The organism is Cryobacterium sp. Y57 (assembly GCF_002929505.1).
Taxonomy (GTDB): Bacteria; Actinomycetota; Actinomycetes; order Actinomycetales; family Microbacteriaceae; genus Cryobacterium.
On record NZ_PJJL01000071.1, the window covers coordinates 100,546 to 116,757 of the forward strand.

The 16,212-nt window shown below is 63.8% G+C and carries 17 protein-coding genes; 3 read left to right on the forward strand and 14 right to left on the reverse strand.

The window, feature by feature from the left end:
- Positions 1–3: 3 nt before the first annotated feature.
- The gene (cydB, locus tag CXY72_RS14590; protein ID WP_104128395.1) at positions 4–1,008 is read right to left on the reverse strand and encodes a cytochrome d ubiquinol oxidase subunit II; all 1,005 of its coding nucleotides are present in this window, start codon (positions 1,006–1,008) and stop codon (positions 4–6) included.
- 23 nt (positions 1,009–1,031) lie between these two features.
- On the reverse strand, positions 1,032–2,444 hold the full coding sequence (locus tag CXY72_RS14595) for a cytochrome ubiquinol oxidase subunit I (protein WP_104128396.1): 1,413 nt from the start codon (positions 2,442–2,444) through the stop codon (positions 1,032–1,034).
- 131 nt (positions 2,445–2,575) lie between these two features.
- On the opposite strand from CXY72_RS14595, the gene CXY72_RS14600 reads away from it, so the two are divergent.
- Both CXY72_RS14600 and CXY72_RS14605 read left to right on the forward strand, forming a co-directional pair.
- Positions 2,576–2,962 carry a BlaI/MecI/CopY family transcriptional regulator gene (locus tag CXY72_RS14600; RefSeq protein ID WP_104128397.1) on the forward strand — a complete coding sequence of 129 codons (387 nt, stop codon included), beginning with the start codon at positions 2,576–2,578 and terminating at the stop codon, positions 2,960–2,962.
- 25 nt (positions 2,963–2,987) lie between these two features.
- A complete protein-coding gene (locus CXY72_RS14605; RefSeq protein ID WP_158252591.1) occupies positions 2,988–3,977 on the forward strand; it encodes a M56 family metallopeptidase in 990 nt (329 codons plus the stop codon).
- Positions 3,978–3,989: 12 nt separating this feature from the next.
- On the opposite strand, the gene CXY72_RS14610 is transcribed toward CXY72_RS14605, so the two are convergent.
- From CXY72_RS14610 to CXY72_RS14630, 5 genes are all read right to left on the reverse strand, one after another.
- Positions 3,990–4,943: an ABC transporter substrate-binding protein gene (locus CXY72_RS14610; RefSeq protein ID WP_104128399.1), complete on the reverse strand. Its 954-nt coding sequence runs from the start codon at positions 4,941–4,943 to the stop codon at positions 3,990–3,992.
- Positions 4,944–4,954: 11 nt separating this feature from the next.
- On the reverse strand, positions 4,955–5,698 hold the full coding sequence (locus CXY72_RS14615; RefSeq protein ID WP_104128592.1) for an ABC transporter permease: 744 nt from the start codon (positions 5,696–5,698) through the stop codon (positions 4,955–4,957).
- Complete coding sequence (locus tag CXY72_RS14620) at positions 5,695–6,375, reverse strand: ABC transporter permease (protein ID WP_104128400.1); 681 nt, start codon at positions 6,373–6,375, stop codon at positions 5,695–5,697. Before CXY72_RS14620 ends, CXY72_RS14615 begins: the two co-directional genes overlap by 4 nt.
- A complete protein-coding gene (locus CXY72_RS14625; RefSeq protein WP_104128401.1) occupies positions 6,375–7,292 on the reverse strand; it encodes an ABC transporter ATP-binding protein in 918 nt (305 codons plus the stop codon). The genes CXY72_RS14620 and CXY72_RS14625 overlap by 1 nt, the downstream gene beginning before the upstream one ends.
- Positions 7,293–7,467: 175 nt before the next feature.
- The gene (locus CXY72_RS14630; protein ID WP_104128402.1) at positions 7,468–8,145 is read right to left on the reverse strand and encodes a TetR/AcrR family transcriptional regulator; all 678 of its coding nucleotides are present in this window, start codon (positions 8,143–8,145) and stop codon (positions 7,468–7,470) included.
- A gap of 147 nt (positions 8,146–8,292) precedes the next feature.
- Between CXY72_RS14630 and CXY72_RS14635 the strand changes: the two genes are divergently transcribed.
- Positions 8,293–9,315, forward strand: coding sequence for an App1 family protein (locus CXY72_RS14635; RefSeq protein WP_104128593.1), 1,023 nt, complete (start codon positions 8,293–8,295; stop codon positions 9,313–9,315).
- A 63-nt stretch (positions 9,316–9,378) separates the two neighbouring features.
- Here the strand turns inward: CXY72_RS14635 and CXY72_RS14640 are convergent, their stop codons facing one another.
- The 7 genes from CXY72_RS14640 to hisD form a co-directional block, all read right to left on the reverse strand.
- Entirely contained in the window at positions 9,379–10,173 is a 795-nt protein-coding gene (locus tag CXY72_RS14640; RefSeq protein WP_104128403.1) for an ABC transporter permease, read from the reverse strand.
- Entirely contained in the window at positions 10,170–10,982 is an 813-nt protein-coding gene (locus tag CXY72_RS14645; protein WP_233197859.1) for an ABC transporter permease, read from the reverse strand. Before CXY72_RS14645 ends, CXY72_RS14640 begins: the two co-directional genes overlap by 4 nt.
- Complete coding sequence (locus CXY72_RS14650; RefSeq protein WP_104128404.1) at positions 10,979–11,824, reverse strand: ABC transporter ATP-binding protein; 846 nt, start codon at positions 11,822–11,824, stop codon at positions 10,979–10,981. Before CXY72_RS14650 ends, CXY72_RS14645 begins: the two co-directional genes overlap by 4 nt.
- 117 nt (positions 11,825–11,941) lie before the next feature.
- The gene (locus CXY72_RS14655; RefSeq protein WP_104128405.1) at positions 11,942–13,027 is read right to left on the reverse strand and encodes an ABC transporter substrate-binding protein; all 1,086 of its coding nucleotides are present in this window, start codon (positions 13,025–13,027) and stop codon (positions 11,942–11,944) included.
- Between the two features lie 225 nt (positions 13,028–13,252).
- Positions 13,253–14,293, reverse strand: coding sequence for a quinone-dependent dihydroorotate dehydrogenase (locus CXY72_RS14660; RefSeq protein ID WP_104128406.1), 1,041 nt, complete (start codon positions 14,291–14,293; stop codon positions 13,253–13,255).
- Positions 14,294–14,299: 6 nt separating this feature from the next.
- Positions 14,300–14,821: a transcriptional regulator NrdR gene (gene nrdR / locus CXY72_RS14665; RefSeq protein ID WP_104128407.1), complete on the reverse strand. Its 522-nt coding sequence runs from the start codon at positions 14,819–14,821 to the stop codon at positions 14,300–14,302.
- Between the two features lie 12 nt (positions 14,822–14,833).
- Positions 14,834–16,147: a histidinol dehydrogenase gene (gene hisD / locus CXY72_RS14670; RefSeq protein ID WP_104128408.1), complete on the reverse strand. Its 1,314-nt coding sequence runs from the start codon at positions 16,145–16,147 to the stop codon at positions 14,834–14,836.
- Positions 16,148–16,212: the final 65 nt, after the last annotated feature.

The following is a 16,212-nucleotide window of genomic DNA, read 5'->3' on the forward strand; positions in this document are numbered from 1 at the left end:
CGTTTAGTGTACGGCGAGGTCAATGTGCGCCCGGCCGATGCGTTTGCGGAATACCCAGTAGGTCCAGCCCTGATAGAGCAGAATGACGGGCATAGCAATCAGGGCGGTCCAGCTGATCACACCGAGCGTGTACGTCGACGAGGAGGCGTTCGCGATCGTCAGGCTGTTGGCCGGGTTGTTGCTGGCCGGCATGACCTCGGGAAACAATGACGAGAACAGGGTCAGCACGACGAGACCGATCGTGCCGGCCATCAGGGCGAACGCGAGCCGTTCAGCGCCGCGCAGGTTGGCGAGGAACGATGCGAGCAGCAGGGCAGCGGCCAGGGCGGCCAGCAGAGCGGATGCCACGGTGCCGTAGGCGAGCGTCGTCCAGGCTAGGAAGGTGGCCGCGGCGAGGATCGTCACGATTCCAGCTTTCGTCGCCAGCTTCCGGGCTCGCAGTCGAATGTCGCCCTCGGTTTTGAGCGACACGAACACCACCCCGTGCACGAAGAACAACAGCAGCGTCGTGATGCCGCCGAGCAGGGCGTACGGGTTGAGCAGGTCGAAGAGGGTACCGATGTAGTCGTGGTTGGCATTGAGCTTGACGCCGCGCACGATGTTGGCAAAGGCCACACCCCACAGAAACGCCGGAACGGCTGAACCGACGATGATCAGGCCGTCGAACCATTTCTTCCACGATGATTCCGGGCGCTGGTGCCGATATTCGAACGACACACCACGCAGGATCAGGGCCACCAGAATGAGCAGCAGGGGAAGGTAGAAGCCGCTGAACATTGTGGCGTACCACTCCGGGAACGCTGCGAAGAGCGACGCCCCGGCCACGATGACCCAGGTTTCGTTGAGGTCCCAGACCGGACCGATGGTGTTGATGAGAACGCGGCGATCGGTGTCGTCTTTGCCGAGGAAGGGCAGGGACATACCGACTCCGAAGTCGAACCCATCGAGTACGAAGTACCCGATGAACATGAAAGCGATGATCCAGAACCAGAGAATTGTGAGATCCATTGTGTGTTTTCCGTAACCCTGTCCTAGTAGACCGTGACAGCGTGCTGGTGGGCGCCGGATTCGGCGTCTTGAACCGGCGCATCGTCCGGGCCCTTCTGGACGGCCTTGAGGATGAGCTTGAACTCGACCACTGCGAGAATTCCGTAGAGCAGGCTGAAGACGATCAACGAGATCAAAATCTCCACACCGGTCACGCCGGGCGAGATACCGTCTGCAGTGCGCATGAGTCCGAATACGAGCCAGGGCTGACGACCCATCTCCGTGAAGACCCAACCGACGCTCATCGCCAGTAGCGACATCGGGAAGCTCCAGATCGCAACCTTCCACACCCAGGTGCGCTTCGGGCTGCGCCCCCCACGGGTCAGCCACAGGCCGGCGACGGCGACGAGCATGTGCGCGAGGCCGAGTCCGATCATCCAGCGGAATGCCCAGTAGGTGATCCAGATCGTCGGGGTGTAGTCGCCAGGACCGTACAGGGTGACGTACTGGGCCTGCAAATTGTTGATGCCCTCGACCGTGCCGTCGAAAGTATGGGTCGACAGGAAGGAGAGCAGGTACGGAATACGCACGGAGAACAGCTCGTGGACGCCGTCCGGAGTGCCCAGAGTGAAAACTGAGAAGCTTGCGTTGGCGCCGGTCGCGGTGTGATAAAGCGCCTCGGCCGCCGCCATCTTCATCGGCTGGGCGTCGACCATGGCCAGACCGAGCTGGTCACCGGCGAGCGTGGTGAGCACTCCGGCGATGACCATCATCCAGAGACCGAACTTGAGTGCTGGACGCATCGTGTCGAGGTGCTGGTTGCGATAGAGGTGCCAGGCGGCTACCGAGATGATGAGTCCGGCAGACACCATGAAGCAGGCGAAAATCGTGTGCGGGAACGCGGCGATGGCAATGGGGTTCGTGAGCAGTTCCCAGATGCTCGTGAGTTCGGCCCGCCCCTTCTCCTCGTTGATCGTGTACGCGATCGGGTTTTGCATGAACGCGTTCGCGGCAAGAATGAAATAGGCCGAGGCGATCGAGCCGACCACGGTCATCCAGATCGTGCCCAGGTGGATCTTTTTGGGCAGCTTGTCCCAGCCGAAGATCCACAATCCGATGAACGTCGCCTCGAGAAAGAACGCGACGATGCCCTCGAAGGCGAGCGGAGCACCGAAGACGTCACCGACGAAACGCGAGTAGTCCGACCAGTTCATACCGAACTGGAATTCCTGAACGATTCCGGTCACCACGCCCATGGCGACGTTAATCAGAAAGATCTTGCCGAAGAAGTGCGTGAGCTGCAGGTACTTCGCTTTATCCGTGCGCACCCACGCGGACTGGAAGATCGCGACCGTGAGGGCCATACCGATCGTGAGTGGTACGAAAATGAAGTGATACATGGTCGTGAGACCGAACTGCCACCGTGAGAGGAGTAAAGGGTCCAACCACTCGTTCATATGCCCTCCAGCATTATTGTTACCCGCGCACACTTTTCTACGCTGTGTAGAAGATTACCCTTCTACGCTGTGTAGAACCTTGATTTCTACGGCTCGTAGAAGTCTCAGTTTCGCGGCGTATCATAGTGGCCATGGGATCACTGGGTGCACTCGAGAGGCTGATGATGGACGTCTTGTGGGAGTCTTCGACCCCGCTGACGGCCAACGAACTCAAAGAATCCCTGCTGCGGCCAGATGCGCCGGGTACCCCCACGAAGCAGTTGGCGACGACGACGGTTCTGACCGTACTTTCCCGGCTCGAAACGAAGGGCTTCGTCAATCGCGACCGAGGCGTTCGGCCGCACGCCTACACCGCGGCCATGACTCGCGCTGCGCACACTGCCGGGCTGATGCACGAAGTGCTCGGCCAGGTCCCCGATCGCGAGGCTGCGCTGGCCCGGTTCATCGGTGATGTCACCCCACAGGAGGCCGAGACCCTGCGGCAACTACTCGGCGTCGCGCCCAGACCGAGCGTCTGACCCGCCTCCTGACTCGTCAATTCTCGTGATTACCGCCGCCGTCCTGCTCGGCGCCATTGCCGTGCTGCTCGCCTGGCCGATCCCGCTCGTGCTCGCCCGTTCAGCATGGCCGGCGCGTTCCCCCGGTGTGGCACTCGTTCTCTGGCAAGCCATCGCACTGTCCGGCGGCATGTCCATGATTGGGTCGCTGCTCGTCTACGGTCTCGTTCCATTCGGCGATGCACTGCCGCAGAGCATCGTCGCCCTCAGCGGTAATTTGCGTGCAGGCACCCTCCCTGTCGGCACGACCTTCGCGCACGTGCTCGCGCTTGGAGCGGCCGTTCTGCTCGGCACGCACCTTTTGTTGAACCTGCTCGCGACCTTCGTGCGGTCCGAGCGGCAGCGCCGGCGTCACCACGCCCTCATCACCCTGCTCAGCGATCCCCTGCACGGGCAGCCCGGAATGCGAGTCATCGACTATCCCGCCCCGGTCGCCTACTGCTTGCCCCGGGCCGGGCACTCGGCGACGGTACTCTCGAACGGATTGCTCCGGCTGCTCGATGCCGATCAGGTACGCGCCGTGATCGCCCATGAGCAGGCCCACCTCGTGCAGCAGCACCACCTGGTGTTGCTCGCCTTCAAGAGCTGGCACAGCGCACTGCCGTGGTTTCCCATCGCCAACCGCGCCGAAAACGCCGTTGCCCTGCTGGTCGAGATGCTCGCCGACGACCGCGCCCGCCGAGTGGTGGATGACTACACGCTGGCGCGCGCGATCGCCCTCGTCGCATTCGCGCTCGTGGGGTCTACTCCCCCGTCAGAGCACGAAGCGGATGCGACGGCGCGCGCCGTTGCATCCGCTTCGCGCTCTGAAATAGCACCCGCTGCAGATCCTGAGCATCCGGCCTATCAGGTCACTCCTCGTGTGTCGAGGTTGGTGAACTCGATTATGCCGCTGGGCTACGCCGCCACAGCCGGAGCACTCACCGTGTCAGCGGTGCTCCTGGCCGGGCCGGCGCTCATTCTGTTCGGTGCCTAGAGCAGCGTCTCACTACAGAAAACCGTTGGTGGTGAGCCACTCGGTTGCAAGCTTCTCGGGCGACGGCTTAGCGTCAGAGTTGCTCTTTTCGTTCAGGTCGAGCACCCCTGCGGTCGTCAATTTGGCGGACACGGGGTTCAGCAGCGCGGCCAGCGCATCTGAATAAACCGAGGTGTTCATCAGCGGCACTACGTTTTGGGCCGCAATAAGATTCTCCGGGTCTTCGAGGATGACGAGATTGTTCTGCTTGATCGATGGGGTGGTTGTATAAATGTCGGCTACCTGGATATTTCCGGCCAGCAGGTCGCTTAGGGTACCCGGCCCACCGAAATCGTCGATGGCCTTGAAGGTGTAGCCGGTCACGCCGTATACAGACTCGAGACCGCTCTGGCCGTACGGACGAGTTTGGAACTCGGTGTTGGCCCCGAGAGTAATCGTTGAAGCAATAGGAGCCAAATCGGCGATGGTCACGAGATTGTTGGCCGCGGCGAATTCGGGCGTTACGACGAGTGAGTCAGCGTCTTCGGCCGGTGCTGCGTCGAGCACCGTAAGACCTTCGGGTTCGAGAGCTGCCGGGAGGGCTGCTGCGATCTCTTCCGACGAGGATGCGCTGGCCGACGGGTCGAGGAACTGGAGGAGGTTGCCCGAGTACTCCGGGATCATGTCGATGGAGCCGTCTTTCAGACCGGGGACAAACGCTTCCCGCGAACCGATTCCCGGGTTGTAGTCGACCGTGTAACCGTTGGCTGCCAGAACCTGCCCATAGATTTGCGCGAGAATTTCACTCTCCGCAAACCCTTGCGACCCGATTGTGATGGTCGTGGAATCGGCGGGGGTTGCGGAATCGGCGCCGAGGGGGTCGCCCGAACTGCATCCAGCAAGGGCTGCAGTGACGGACAGTGCGAGCGCTGCGCCCAGAACGAGGCGACCACGACGCGAGGTAATTGTTCGGTGCTGTGTGAACATGCGGCATATCCTTAAAGGTTGGATGGTGCTGGTGAGACGCGCCCGTGCTGCCTTGGAGTTGGCGCGGCGGATTCATCGGGGTGTCGCGTCAGTCCGCGGGCAACCCCGTGCGGAATGACGAGTCGTTGGGCCAGTGCGAGAATCGTATCGACGCAAAGCGCCAAGGCAATGACGAGTATTGCACCGGCGAGGGCGAGCTTGTAATCGCGCAGTGCGAGACCCTCGATAAGGAAACGGCCGAGGCCGGTCAGGCCCACATAGCCGGCGATTGTAGCGGTCGCGATCACCTGAAGAGTCGCTGAGCGAATGCCGCCGAAAATGAGTGGCATGGCCAGGGGCATCTCGACCTTGAACAGAATCTGCCACTCGGTCATGCCGATCGCCCGAGCCGCGTCGATTGTCGAACGATTTACGGCTTCGAGCCCGGAGTAGGCACCGGCCAGAAGTGGCGGAACGGCAAGAATGACGAGCACGACGATGAGCGGCCCGACCCCCAGACCGGTGTAGAGAATAATGAGGAAGATCAGTCCGAGCGTGGGAAGCGCGCGAGCTGCGCTGCTGACAGCGACGACCGCGTTGCGCCCGCGCCCCGTATGTCCGACGAGCAGCCCGAGTGGGATGCCGATGACGACGGCGACGGCCATGCTCAGGCCGGTGTACCAGAGGTGGTCAACAAGACGCGACAGTATGCCATTCGCACCGGTCAGGTTGGCCGGATCAAACATAAAATTCAGGGCGTCCAGAAAAAGGTTCATGCGCTCACCGAAGCCGTGGCCGAGGTCACCCAACGGCGGCGTCGCGTCGCGCGCGTCCAGGGCATCAACAAACGGCCGACGAGTACCAGAATTGTGTCAAAAAGCACAGCGACAATAACGGTAAAAACAATACCGATCAGGATTTCCTCAGGAAAGTCACGCTGGTAGCCGTTGATGAATAGATAGCCCAGGCTCTGGACGCCGATCAGAGATCCGACGCTGAGCAGGCTGACCGTACTTACCGAGACAACGCGGAGACTCGCAAGCAGAACCGGACCAGCGAGTGGAAATTCGACGGTCCAGAACCGTGACACCGCCGAGAACCCGACGGCGGTGGACGAGGAGATGACATCTCTCGACACCGAGGAGAACGCATCCGCTGCCCCACGTACCATCACCGCAATCGCGTAGATACAGAGTGCCACAACGACGTTGGCCTCGTCGAGAATGCGAGTACCAAGAAGAGCCGGGAGGGTCACGAACAGGGCCAGGGACGGAATACTGAAGAGGACTCCACCCAAGGTCAGCAGGATGGTGCGCGCGACCGTGTAGCGGTTCGCGAGCCAACCGAACGGGATACAGACTATGAAACCGACCACAATCGGGATGATGCTCAGACGCACGTGATCAGCGGTCAGCCCGAGTACCAGATCGAGGTTGTCCCACAGCCAGAGCATCAGGCATCGCCCGCCTGGTCCGTCTTGTTCGACACGCTGCGCGCCCGGGAATTTGTGCTCACTCCAGCACCGGCGCCGGGCAGAACGCCCCCCGGTGCCTCGATTACACCGGCAACGTAGCCGGCGCCGTCTACGAGCACGACATCGTCACCGGAGCGACTGACAGTCGAATCAACGGCCAGTCGTCGCTTCCCGCGGTCTGCTCCGATGAAAGAGGCGACAAAGTCGCTTGCCGGGTTGGCCAGGATCTCTTTCGGGGTTCCCACCTGGGCGATCTGTGCGCCCTTCTCCAGGATCACGACCTGATCGCCAAGCAGGAACGCCTCGTCGATATCGTGCGTCACGAACACGACTGTCTTATCCAGGTCGTGTTGCAGGCGAAGCAGCTCCTGCTGGAGATCGTCGCGCACGATCGGATCCACCGCACCGAAAGGTTCATCCATGAGGAGAATGTTCGGGTTCACCGCCAAGCCGCGGGCGACGCCTACACGCTGTTGTTGCCCGCCGGACAACTGGCTGGGATACCGGTACGCGAGTGCACGATCGAGCCCGACGGTGTCAAGCAATTCCATGGCTTGCGTGTGGGCATCCACCTTCTTGACGCCCTTGAGTAATGGCACGGTCGCTACGTTGTCGATCACGCGTCGGTGCGGCAGAAGTCCGGAATTCTGCATGACGTAGCCAATACTGCGTCGCAGGGCGACGGCCGAGCCACTGGCGATATCGACTCCGTCGATCTCGATCGAACCGCTCGAGGGATCGATCATCCGGTTGATCATGCGCAGCAGTGTGGTCTTGCCACAGCCCGACGAACCGACGAACACGGTCGTTTTGCGGGAAGGCAGCACGAGGCTGAAATCTTCAACGGCGAGCGTGCCGTCGGGGAACCGTTTTGTCACCGAGTGGAATTCAATCATCCTGGCGGCTCGCTCCTCGCATCTTGTGGGTCAACACAAATCAGATGCTAACCCAATCACTATTTTGCGCGACAGGCAAAACCCATCGCTAACAAAGTTTTATCTCTGAGCGAACAGGCGCGGCTTCCCCAACACAAAAAGCCGAGCCCCAGTGGGGCCCGGCTGTCGGCGGGTACTACGACACAGTGGCGAGGAGATCCAGCGCCTGCGGGCTGTAGAAGCGGTCGAGGTAGTCGCGCATGACCAGGCGGCACTCGGCGATAAAGCGCTCGTCACCGAGCGGATTGCTATAGAAAGCGCGGGCGAGCAGCGCGTCGGCCATCTCCACGGCAACTCCGAGTCGAAAGATCAAATCGTCGCCGCTGGGCAGATCGAACTCGTTCACGAGAACGTCGGCGAGGCGGCGGGCGAAGAAGTCGGCGTCCGCAACGGCGTCTGCGGCGGGAGCGCCGTCGCGGTCGTCGAAGTTCACGATACGAAAGCCCGCCTCCGTGCGGTACAGGCCGACAAAGGCCGTGACGACGCAGTCCACGGCGTCCCACCAGGAGGTGAGGGTGCTGGCACCGAGTTCATCGACGACACGCTGCCGGAAGCGCGCCACGGCACGCTCATGCAGGGCGTGCAGAACAGCGACCCTGTCGGGGTAGTAGCGGTACACGGTGCCGATGGAGGCACCGGCGCGTTCGGCGACCATGGCGGTCGTGATGCGGTCGAAACCCACCTCGTCCACAACGGCGGCGGCTGCATCGAGCAAACCGGACAGACGTGCAGCACTGCGCTGCTGAATCGGCTCGGTGCGCACTTGCTGAAGTGCTGCACCGGACCCTTCACCTAATAGGCCACCAAGCGACATTTATCCCCCTTGAAGATAAGTCACCATACTACGGGGTAAAACCCTTTTTCCACAGGCCTGATCGGGGATGCACAGCAAACATGGCAGAATGAAAGTGTGCCAGAGTTTCCAGACGCCACTCCGCGTGCGCCGAGTCCCGAGCGAATCATGCACCGTGCGGCCCGCATCGAAGACTGGCTCCACGAACATCGCGAGCATTCCGCCCGCCGCCGCGGCTACCAGCCCACCGTCATCCCGTATACCGGTTACGGCTCGACCGCCTGGGTACGCATCCTGTGTCGCGTACTCCTGGCCAAACCGGAAAAGCCCACGAAACGTCAAAAACGCCCCCGAGCGGATGGCCGTGACGCCGGCATTCGAGGCTGGCGCAGCTTCACGAGTGTGCCCGTCAACGATGTCACCGTCACGATTGAGATCGATGGGCGGACCCACCTTGTCCAGGCGGATCGCGGCGGGGTCGTCGATACCGTGGTTCCGGTATCGTTGCCCGCCGGCTGGCACGTTGCCCGGTTGCACACCGAGTCCTCGAACGTGGTGGAAGCCCCGATTTTCATCGTGGCCCCCACGGTCGGCTACGGCATCGTCTCCGACGTCGACGACACCGTGATGGTCACTACCCTCCCCCGCCCCCTGTTAGCCGCTTGGAACACGTTTGTGCTCGACGAGCACGCCCGGGTGCCGACCCCCGGCATGGCCGTGTTCCTGGAGCGTCTGGCGTCGTTCACCCCCGGCGCCCCGATCATCTACCTCTCGACCGGCGCCTGGAATGTGGCCCCCACCCTGTCTCGTTTTCTCTCCCGTAACCTGTATCCCGCCGGGGCGCTGTTGTTGACCGACTGGGGACCAACACACGACCGCTGGTTCCGCAGTGGCAGCGCTCACAAACGCGACAACCTCCGCCGACTCGCCGAACAGTTTCCGCAGATGCGCTGGATATTGATCGGCGACGACGGCCAGCACGACGAAGCCATCTACAGCGACTTTCAACGCGACTATCCGGGCAGCGTAGCGGCCGTGGCCATTCGTCAGCTCTCCCCGAGCGAAGCGGTTCTCGCCGGCGGTCGCTCCCGTGATGCCGTGCTCATCGAGGGCGGCCCTGAGGCCCCCTGGGTCTACGGCCCGGACGGCTCCAGCCTCGCCAATCAACTCGCCGAACACGGGCTGCTCTAGCCCCGCTCAAGATCTTCGGCCGCACTCGTGCGTCAGCGCGTCAGCGCGTCAGTTTGCGGCGCGCTACCCCATGCCCATACGACGCAGGACCAGGTTCTCGACGACCTGGGCCAGGCCGTAGAGAACGAGGGAGACAATGGTGATCACCACGACCGACGCCCACACCTCGGAGTTCTGCACCTTGGCAACGGCGGCGACAATCGAATTGCCCAGTCCCTGACCGGTCGTGAGCCATTCGGCCAGTAGCGCGCCGGTGATCGCCCCGGGCACCGAGATCTTCACCGCGGCGAAGAAAGATGGCAGCGAACTCGGCAGCGCCACCTTGAGCAGGGTCGTGACGGCGCTGCCGCCGTACACGGTGATGACATCGCTGATCTGCGGCGAGGTGGAACGCAATCCGAACGCAATGTTCACCAGCGCCGGAAACAGCACGACGATGGCCCCCATCACCACGGCGGTCGTGAGGCCGCGCCCGGTGATGAGGCTGATGATGGGCACGAGCGCCACGAGGGGTACCGACCGTAGCAGCAGGGCAATGGGCATGAGGGCATGCTCGATCCCCCGCGACAGTGTGAAGAGCACTGCAAGGAGCAGGGCGCAGGTGAGTCCGGCGACGAAACCGAGAAAGGCGTCACCGAGGGTCACCATGAGGTTGCCGAGGACGAGGGCGCGATTGTCGGTGGCATCCGGTACGGTCACGAGCCAGGTCCAGACATCGAGAGGCCCCTTGGCCAAAAACGGCGAAATGTCCAGCAGCAGGAGCAGTCCCTGCCAGGCGATCAGAACCAGCACCAGGGTGATGAGCCCGGTGAGCAGACCGCGCGCCACGGTCGCCAGTGCTACCCGTGCAAAGCTCATCGGCTGCTCCGTCCCATCGTCCACGGCGTCGCTAAACGGAGGATGACGGCGAAGATCGCGTAGCCGAGCCCCGCGGCGACCCCGGCGACGAGCGCGAGGCTCCAGACCCTGTCGACGTTGGCCGTTGAACCGGCTACGAGCATGGCGATGCCCAGCCCCCGACTGACCCCGCCGAGATATTCCCCCAGGATGGCCCCAATGAAGGCGGCCGGTGCTGCGACCTGCAGCGCGGTCAGCACACTGGGCAGCCCGGCGATCAGGCGCACCTTGCGCAGCTGGGTGAACTTGCTGCCGCCATAGACGCTGATGAGGTCGAGGCTCGCGGTATCCGCTGCCTTGAGACCGACGAGTGACCCGATGACCGTGGTGAAGAACACCGACATGGCAGCGAGAAACACTGCCGTTCCTGCCGGGTCGCCCGCGCTCGGCGCCCCGATCACGATGTACGCGATCGGGCCGATGGCTACGATCGGTATGCAATAGGTGATCACGGCGACCTGCATCGCGATCTTCTCGATGCGCGGCAGCAGGAGCACGAGCGCCGCGAGGGCCAGGGCGAGCCCAGTGCCCCAGGCGAAGCCGATGAGCGCTTCGAGCACGGTGACGCTGACGTGGGGCAGGTAGAAAGCCGGCCCGTCGCTGACGAGTTGCATGAACACATCGAGCGGGGTGGGTACTGCGCCGCCGGGCATCGACCCGACCTCGGCAAAGACGGTGACGGCTCCGATCCACCACAGGCCAATGACGAGCCCGGCTCCGATGAGGCCGGTCCCCCAGGCGGGCAGGGTGCGCAGCCTGCTGCGAATCACCGGTCGTCGCCCGCCACGACCGCATCGCCAAACAGCAGGTCGGAGGCGCGGTCGTGCAGGGCGTGAAACTCGGGCGCACGCATCATCTCGGGCAGCCGAGGCCTCGGGAGGTCAACGTCGATGATTTCTTTGACTCGACCGGGGCGGGCGCTCATGACCGCCACGTGGTCGGAGAGGAAGATGGCTTCCGCGATGCCGTGGGTGACCATGAGCGTCGTGGCCGGCTTCTGGGTCCAGATACGCAGCAGCTCCAGGTTGAGCCGCTGTCTGGTCATGTCGTCGAGGGCTCCGAAGGGTTCGTCGAGCAGCAGCACCGAAGGCTTGAGCACGAGCGAGCGTGCGATCGACACGCGCTGTTTCATGCCGCCGGAAAGCTGCGCCGGCTTGGCTGTCTCGAAGCCCTGCAGGCCGACGAGGGCGATCAGTTCGTCGATATAGGCGTCGTCGACGGGGAGACGGGCGACCTCGAACGGCAGGCGAATGTTGGAGCGCACGCTGCGCCAGGGCAACAGGGCCGAATCCTGGAAGGCAATGCCGAGCTGATGCCCCTGCCGAAGTTGCTGCGGGCTCTTGCCGTCGACCCGGGTGGTGCCACTCGTGGGTTGTTCCAGTCCGGCCAGGATGCGCAGAATGGTTGATTTTCCGCATCCGGACGGTCCGAGCAGCGAGAGAAAGCTGCCCTTGTCGGTGTGCAGGTTGGCGTCATCCAGGGCGACGACGTCGGTGCGCCCAACAGTGAAGACCTTGTGCAGCTGGGAGATGTGCAGGCCGGTGCCCGCAGCCTCGCTACCGGCAGTCGTGTTCGTGACCGAGTCACGAACGCCGGCATCAGTACTACTCACGTGATTCGCTCCTTGGCGATGGCAAAGCGAGGTGCTTCCTCGGGTCAGGCCTTATTTTACGTTCCGAATGGGCATCCGTCGTCTCGTTCAAACGGATGCCCAGTGCTCCCCCTGCGGCTATTCGCGGTACGCCACCAGGTCGGGGTTCTCGGCGTAGACCTCGTCGAGCAGGGTCAGATCGAACAACTGGCTGGCCGTGATCGTCAGGCCGGTAGCCGCGAGGGTGTCGATGCTCTGCTGCTGCAACTGGTCGCTGATCGTGAACAGGCCGTTGGCGAGGGTGTCGGCACTCACCACGAGGTCAAGGGACTGAATCTCGGCCTGCCGGGTCTCCTTCTCGATCGTGAGGTCGAAGGTCGGCCCGTAGGTCTCGAGGGTGAGTTTTGCGGCGGCCTCCGGGTCGTTGATCGCGTCAGTCCAGCCGCGAATCTCGGCGACGAGCAGGGCCTTGAGCTTTTCCCGGTCGTTCTTGATCGCGTCGTCGGTGACCGTTAATGTCTCCGCCACGAAAGGCAGGCCGAAGTCGGCCAGCGGCAGGTTCACCGGGTTGAGTCCGAGCAGTTCGGCGTCGATGGATTCGTTGGTGAGGTAAGAGAACCAGCCGTCCACCTCGCCGTTGAACAGCGGCGTCGGGTCGTACTGCACGGGAAGGGTGGTCAGCGAGTTCTCGTCGATGTCGTTGATCTCGAGGAAGGCTTCCCAGAGGCTCAGGTTACTGGCCTGCACGCCGATGGTCTTGCCTTTCAGGTCGTCGAGGCTTGCGATGTTGCCCTTATCGGCCAGGGAGAGAATGGTGAAGGGGTTCTTCTGGTAGGTGGCGCCAATGATCTTCAGCGGGGCACCCTCGTTGGCGATGATGGTGCCGGTCGAGATCGCGTTGCCGATGCCCATGTCGACGTTGCCGGAGATGACGGCCGCTTCGATCGAAGCCGGCCCCTCGATCATGTCGACGGAGTCGAAGCCCGCTGCGCTGAAGTATCCGTTTGCGTCGGCGAGGTATTCCCCCATGAATTCGGCGTTTTTGATCCAGCTGAACTGAATGCTCGCGTCCCCGAACGATGCCGTGGCGCCGTCCGCGTCGGCCACTTCTGGGTCACTGCCCGCGCACGCGGCCAGGAAGAGCGTCAGGACGGCTGCGACCGCAACGCCGCGTACCACCCGGGTTGCCGATCGATGATTGATCAAGCCTCTGGACGGTGTCATTGCGGGTTTCCTTTCGAGGATGCAAGGGCGCTGTGGAGATACAGTCGCTGTGGTTGTCGGCACGCTTGCTTTCGGGCGCGGCCGAGGGGCGAAAATGGCCCGGAAAGGGCAGTGTAAGCGCGTCATGTAACAATCCCAGTTCGACTATGTTTCGAACGGATGTCGACAAAGGGAGAATATCCTCCGCTTGACCGGCTCGATGCCCGGTTAGCCGAAGCCACAGGGTTACCAGGCGGCAGGCGCCAGGATGCGGTCGAGTCCGCGGTTGATCTGGCGGGCCCAGAGGGGACCGCGGTAGAGGAACGCCGTGTAGCCCTGCACGAGGGTGGCACCGGCGGCGAGACGTTCCGCCACCTGAGCGGCCGTGTCCACCCCGCCGACGGAGATGACGCAGAACCCGGGCGGCACGACGGCACGAATCTGTTGCAGGATGGCGAGCGACCGGGCGTGCAGCGGGGCGCCGGACAGGCCGCCGGCTCCGGCGGCGGCGATCGTGGCGGCACCCGTTCGTAAGCCCGTGCGGGAGATCGTGGTGTTCGTGGCGATGATGCCGTCGAGACCGAGTTCGACGCTGAGGGCAGCGATGCGCGCGACCTCGGCGTCCGACAGGTCGGGTGCGATCTTGACGAGCAACGGGGTGGCCCCGGCGGCCGTCTTGACCGCGGTCAGCAGCGGGGCGAGCTGGTCCAGTTCCTGCAGTCCGCGCAGGCCCGGGGTGTTGGGCGAACTCACGTTGACCACGAGGTAGTCGGCGAGGGCAGCGAGGGTGTGAGCGCTCTGCAGGTAGTCGGCCGTGGCGTTCTCGACGGCGGTGACGCGGCTCTTGCCAATGTTGATGCCGAGCACCGGCCGGCCGGCCGCGGCACGCACCCGCGTGAGCCGGGCGACGGCTGCGGCGGCACCGTGGTTATTGAAGCCCATGCGGTTGATGACCGCGCGGTCGGCCACGAGGCGAAACAGACGCGGCTTCGGGTTTCCGGGCTGGGCTACGGCGGTCAGCGTTCCGACCTCGACGTGGCCGAAGCCGAGCTGGCCGAGCCCGAGCACGGCTTCGCCATCCTTGTCGAAGCCCGCCGCGACGCCGAACGGTGACGCAAAGTGCAGGCCGAGGGTGTTCACGCCGAGGTCGGTGCGCGGGCGCGTGAAGCGGTGTACGAGATGGCCGATACCCAGCGCCGGCAGCAGCCGAATGACGGTGAAAGCGAGGTGATGAGCGCGCTCGGGGTCCATCCGGGTGAGCACGAGCTTGAAGAACAGCGGATACATCGGTCCCTACCGTTTGGTGGCAGCAGCGTCGACCACGGGTGCGCCCGCGGTTGACACTGCGCTCGGCTTTTTCGAGTCGTGTGAGTGCTCGGTGCGCAGCGCGGCGATGGCGGCTTCGAAGTCGTCGAGGGAGTCGAACCCCTGGTAGACGCTCGCGAATCGCAGGTAGGCGACCTCGTCGAGGTCACGCAGCGGCGGGAGAATAGCCAGGCCGATGTCGTTGGCGTCGACCTGGGAGGCACCGGTCTGGCGGATGGTTTCCTCGACCTTCTGAGCCAGCATGGCGAGGTCGGAGTCCGTGACGGGCCGCCCCTGGCAGGCTTTGCGCACGCCGGAGACGATCTTCTCTCGGCTGAACGGTTCGACCACGCCGCTGCGCTTGATGATATTCAGGCTCGCCGTTTCGCTGGTGCTGAACCGGCGGCCGCATTCCGGGCACTGCCGACGGCGGCGAATCGACAGTCCGTCGTCGCTCGTGCGCGAGTCGACGACTCGGGAATCGGGGTGGCGACAGAACGGGCAGAACATGGTGCTGCCAGCCTAGTGGTCGGCCGGAAAACGGGCAGCCACTGCATCGCCGTGTGCGGGCAGGGCTTCGGCTCCAGACAATGCCGCAATGTGATCGGCGACGGCTTCGAGAGCCTCGCGGCTGTACCGAACGACCTGCTGCGGCCGCAGAAAGGTGTACGCGCCGAGTCCCGACGAGAACCGGGCTTGTCCCCCGGTGGGTAACACGTGGTTGGAACCCGCGACGTAGTCTCCGAGGCTCACCGGTGAATACGGGCCGAGAAAAATCGCGCCGGCGTTCTCAATATCGGCCAGCACCGCATCGGGGTCGCTCGTCTGAATCTCGAGGTGTTCTGGTCCGAAGGCGTTGCTGAACCCTGCGGCAACCTGCAAGTTGTCCACCAGCACGATCGCCGACTGGCGGCCACCGAGCGCTGCGCTCACCCGTGCGCTGTGGGTTGTGGATGCTGCCAGTTCGGTCAGGCGCGCCGCCACCGCGTCGGCGAGTTCGGCCGAATCGGTCACGAGCACGGCAGCTGCGAGTTCATCATGTTCGGCCTGGCTGACCAGGTCGGCGGCGACGAGCAGCGGGTCGGCGGCGGCATCCGCTATCACGAGGATGTCAGTGGGGCCGGCCTCGGAGTCGATGCCGACCTGCCCACGAATGAGCCGCTTGGCGGCGGCGACGTAGACGTTGCCGGGGCCGGTGACGATCTGCACGGGCTCGAGGCCGATCTCAGCCACCCCGTAGGCGAGGGCACCGATGGCGCCGGCGCCGCCCATGGCGTAGATCTCGTCGACACCGAGCAGTCCGGCGACGGCGAGGATGGTCGGGTGTACCCGGCCGTCGAAGTGGCTCTGCGCCGGCGAGGCCAAAGCGATGGACCTCACGCCGGATACCTGCGCGGGCACGACGTTCATCACGACGCTCGAGGGGTAGACGGCCTTGCCGCCCGGCACGTAGAGACCGACTCGGTTCACCGGCTGCCAGCGCTGGGTGACGGTGGCCCCGGCCTCGATCGTGGTCGTCACATGCGGGGGTACCTGCGCGGCGCTGGCCAGGCGCACGCGGCGGATTGTCTCGGTGATGGCCGTGCGAACGGCCGGGTCGAGCCCGGCGATCGCGTCAGTGATGTGGCTGGCGGGAACCCGCACCTGGTCCGGGCGCACCCGGTCGAGGCGTTCGGCCTGATCGAGCAGGGCCGCCTCGCCGCGCTCGCGCACGTCGGCGATGAGGTCGGCGGCGATGTCGGCAGCGACGGCGACGCTCGTGAGGGCGCGCGGTACAGCAGCCAGGAGGGAGGCCGGGGTCGGCTCGGTCCCGCGAAGGTCAATAGTCTGAATCATCGTGACTCAGCCTATCCGGCGCGAGCCGAAACAAGCAGCGCACGGGAATAGGCTGAGGGTGAAAC

What these genes read in the sequence shown, in the direction of transcription:
- CXY72_RS14600 (WP_104128397.1), top strand. Translation starts at nt 2,576, where the DNA reads ATGGGATCACTGGGTGCACTCGAGAGGCTGATGATGGACGTCTTGTGG.
- CXY72_RS14620 (WP_104128400.1), bottom strand. Translation starts at nt 6,375, where the DNA reads ATGCTCTGGCTGTGGGACAACCTCGATCTGGTACTCGGGCTGACCGCT.
- CXY72_RS14595 (WP_104128396.1), bottom strand. Translation starts at nt 2,444, where the DNA reads ATGAACGAGTGGTTGGACCCTTTACTCCTCTCACGGTGGCAGTTCGGT.
- nrdR (WP_104128407.1), bottom strand. Translation starts at nt 14,821, where the DNA reads ATGTTCTGCCCGTTCTGTCGCCACCCCGATTCCCGAGTCGTCGACTCG.
- hisD (WP_104128408.1), bottom strand. Translation starts at nt 16,147, where the DNA reads ATGATTCAGACTATTGACCTTCGCGGGACCGAGCCGACCCCGGCCTCC.
- cydB (WP_104128395.1), bottom strand. Translation starts at nt 1,008, where the DNA reads ATGGATCTCACAATTCTCTGGTTCTGGATCATCGCTTTCATGTTCATC.
- CXY72_RS14635 (WP_104128593.1), top strand. Translation starts at nt 8,293, where the DNA reads ATGCACCGTGCGGCCCGCATCGAAGACTGGCTCCACGAACATCGCGAG.
- CXY72_RS14630 (WP_104128402.1), bottom strand. Translation starts at nt 8,145, where the DNA reads ATGTCGCTTGGTGGCCTATTAGGTGAAGGGTCCGGTGCAGCACTTCAG.
- CXY72_RS14615 (WP_104128592.1), bottom strand. Translation starts at nt 5,698, where the DNA reads ATGAACCTTTTTCTGGACGCCCTGAATTTTATGTTTGATCCGGCCAAC.
- CXY72_RS14660 (WP_104128406.1), bottom strand. Translation starts at nt 14,293, where the DNA reads ATGTATCCGCTGTTCTTCAAGCTCGTGCTCACCCGGATGGACCCCGAG.
- CXY72_RS14610 (WP_104128399.1), bottom strand. Translation starts at nt 4,943, where the DNA reads ATGTTCACACAGCACCGAACAATTACCTCGCGTCGTGGTCGCCTCGTT.
- CXY72_RS14625 (WP_104128401.1), bottom strand. Translation starts at nt 7,292, where the DNA reads ATGATTGAATTCCACTCGGTGACAAAACGGTTCCCCGACGGCACGCTC.
- CXY72_RS14640 (WP_104128403.1), bottom strand. Translation starts at nt 10,173, where the DNA reads ATGAGCTTTGCACGGGTAGCACTGGCGACCGTGGCGCGCGGTCTGCTC.
- CXY72_RS14655 (WP_104128405.1), bottom strand. Translation starts at nt 13,027, where the DNA reads ATGACACCGTCCAGAGGCTTGATCAATCATCGATCGGCAACCCGGGTG.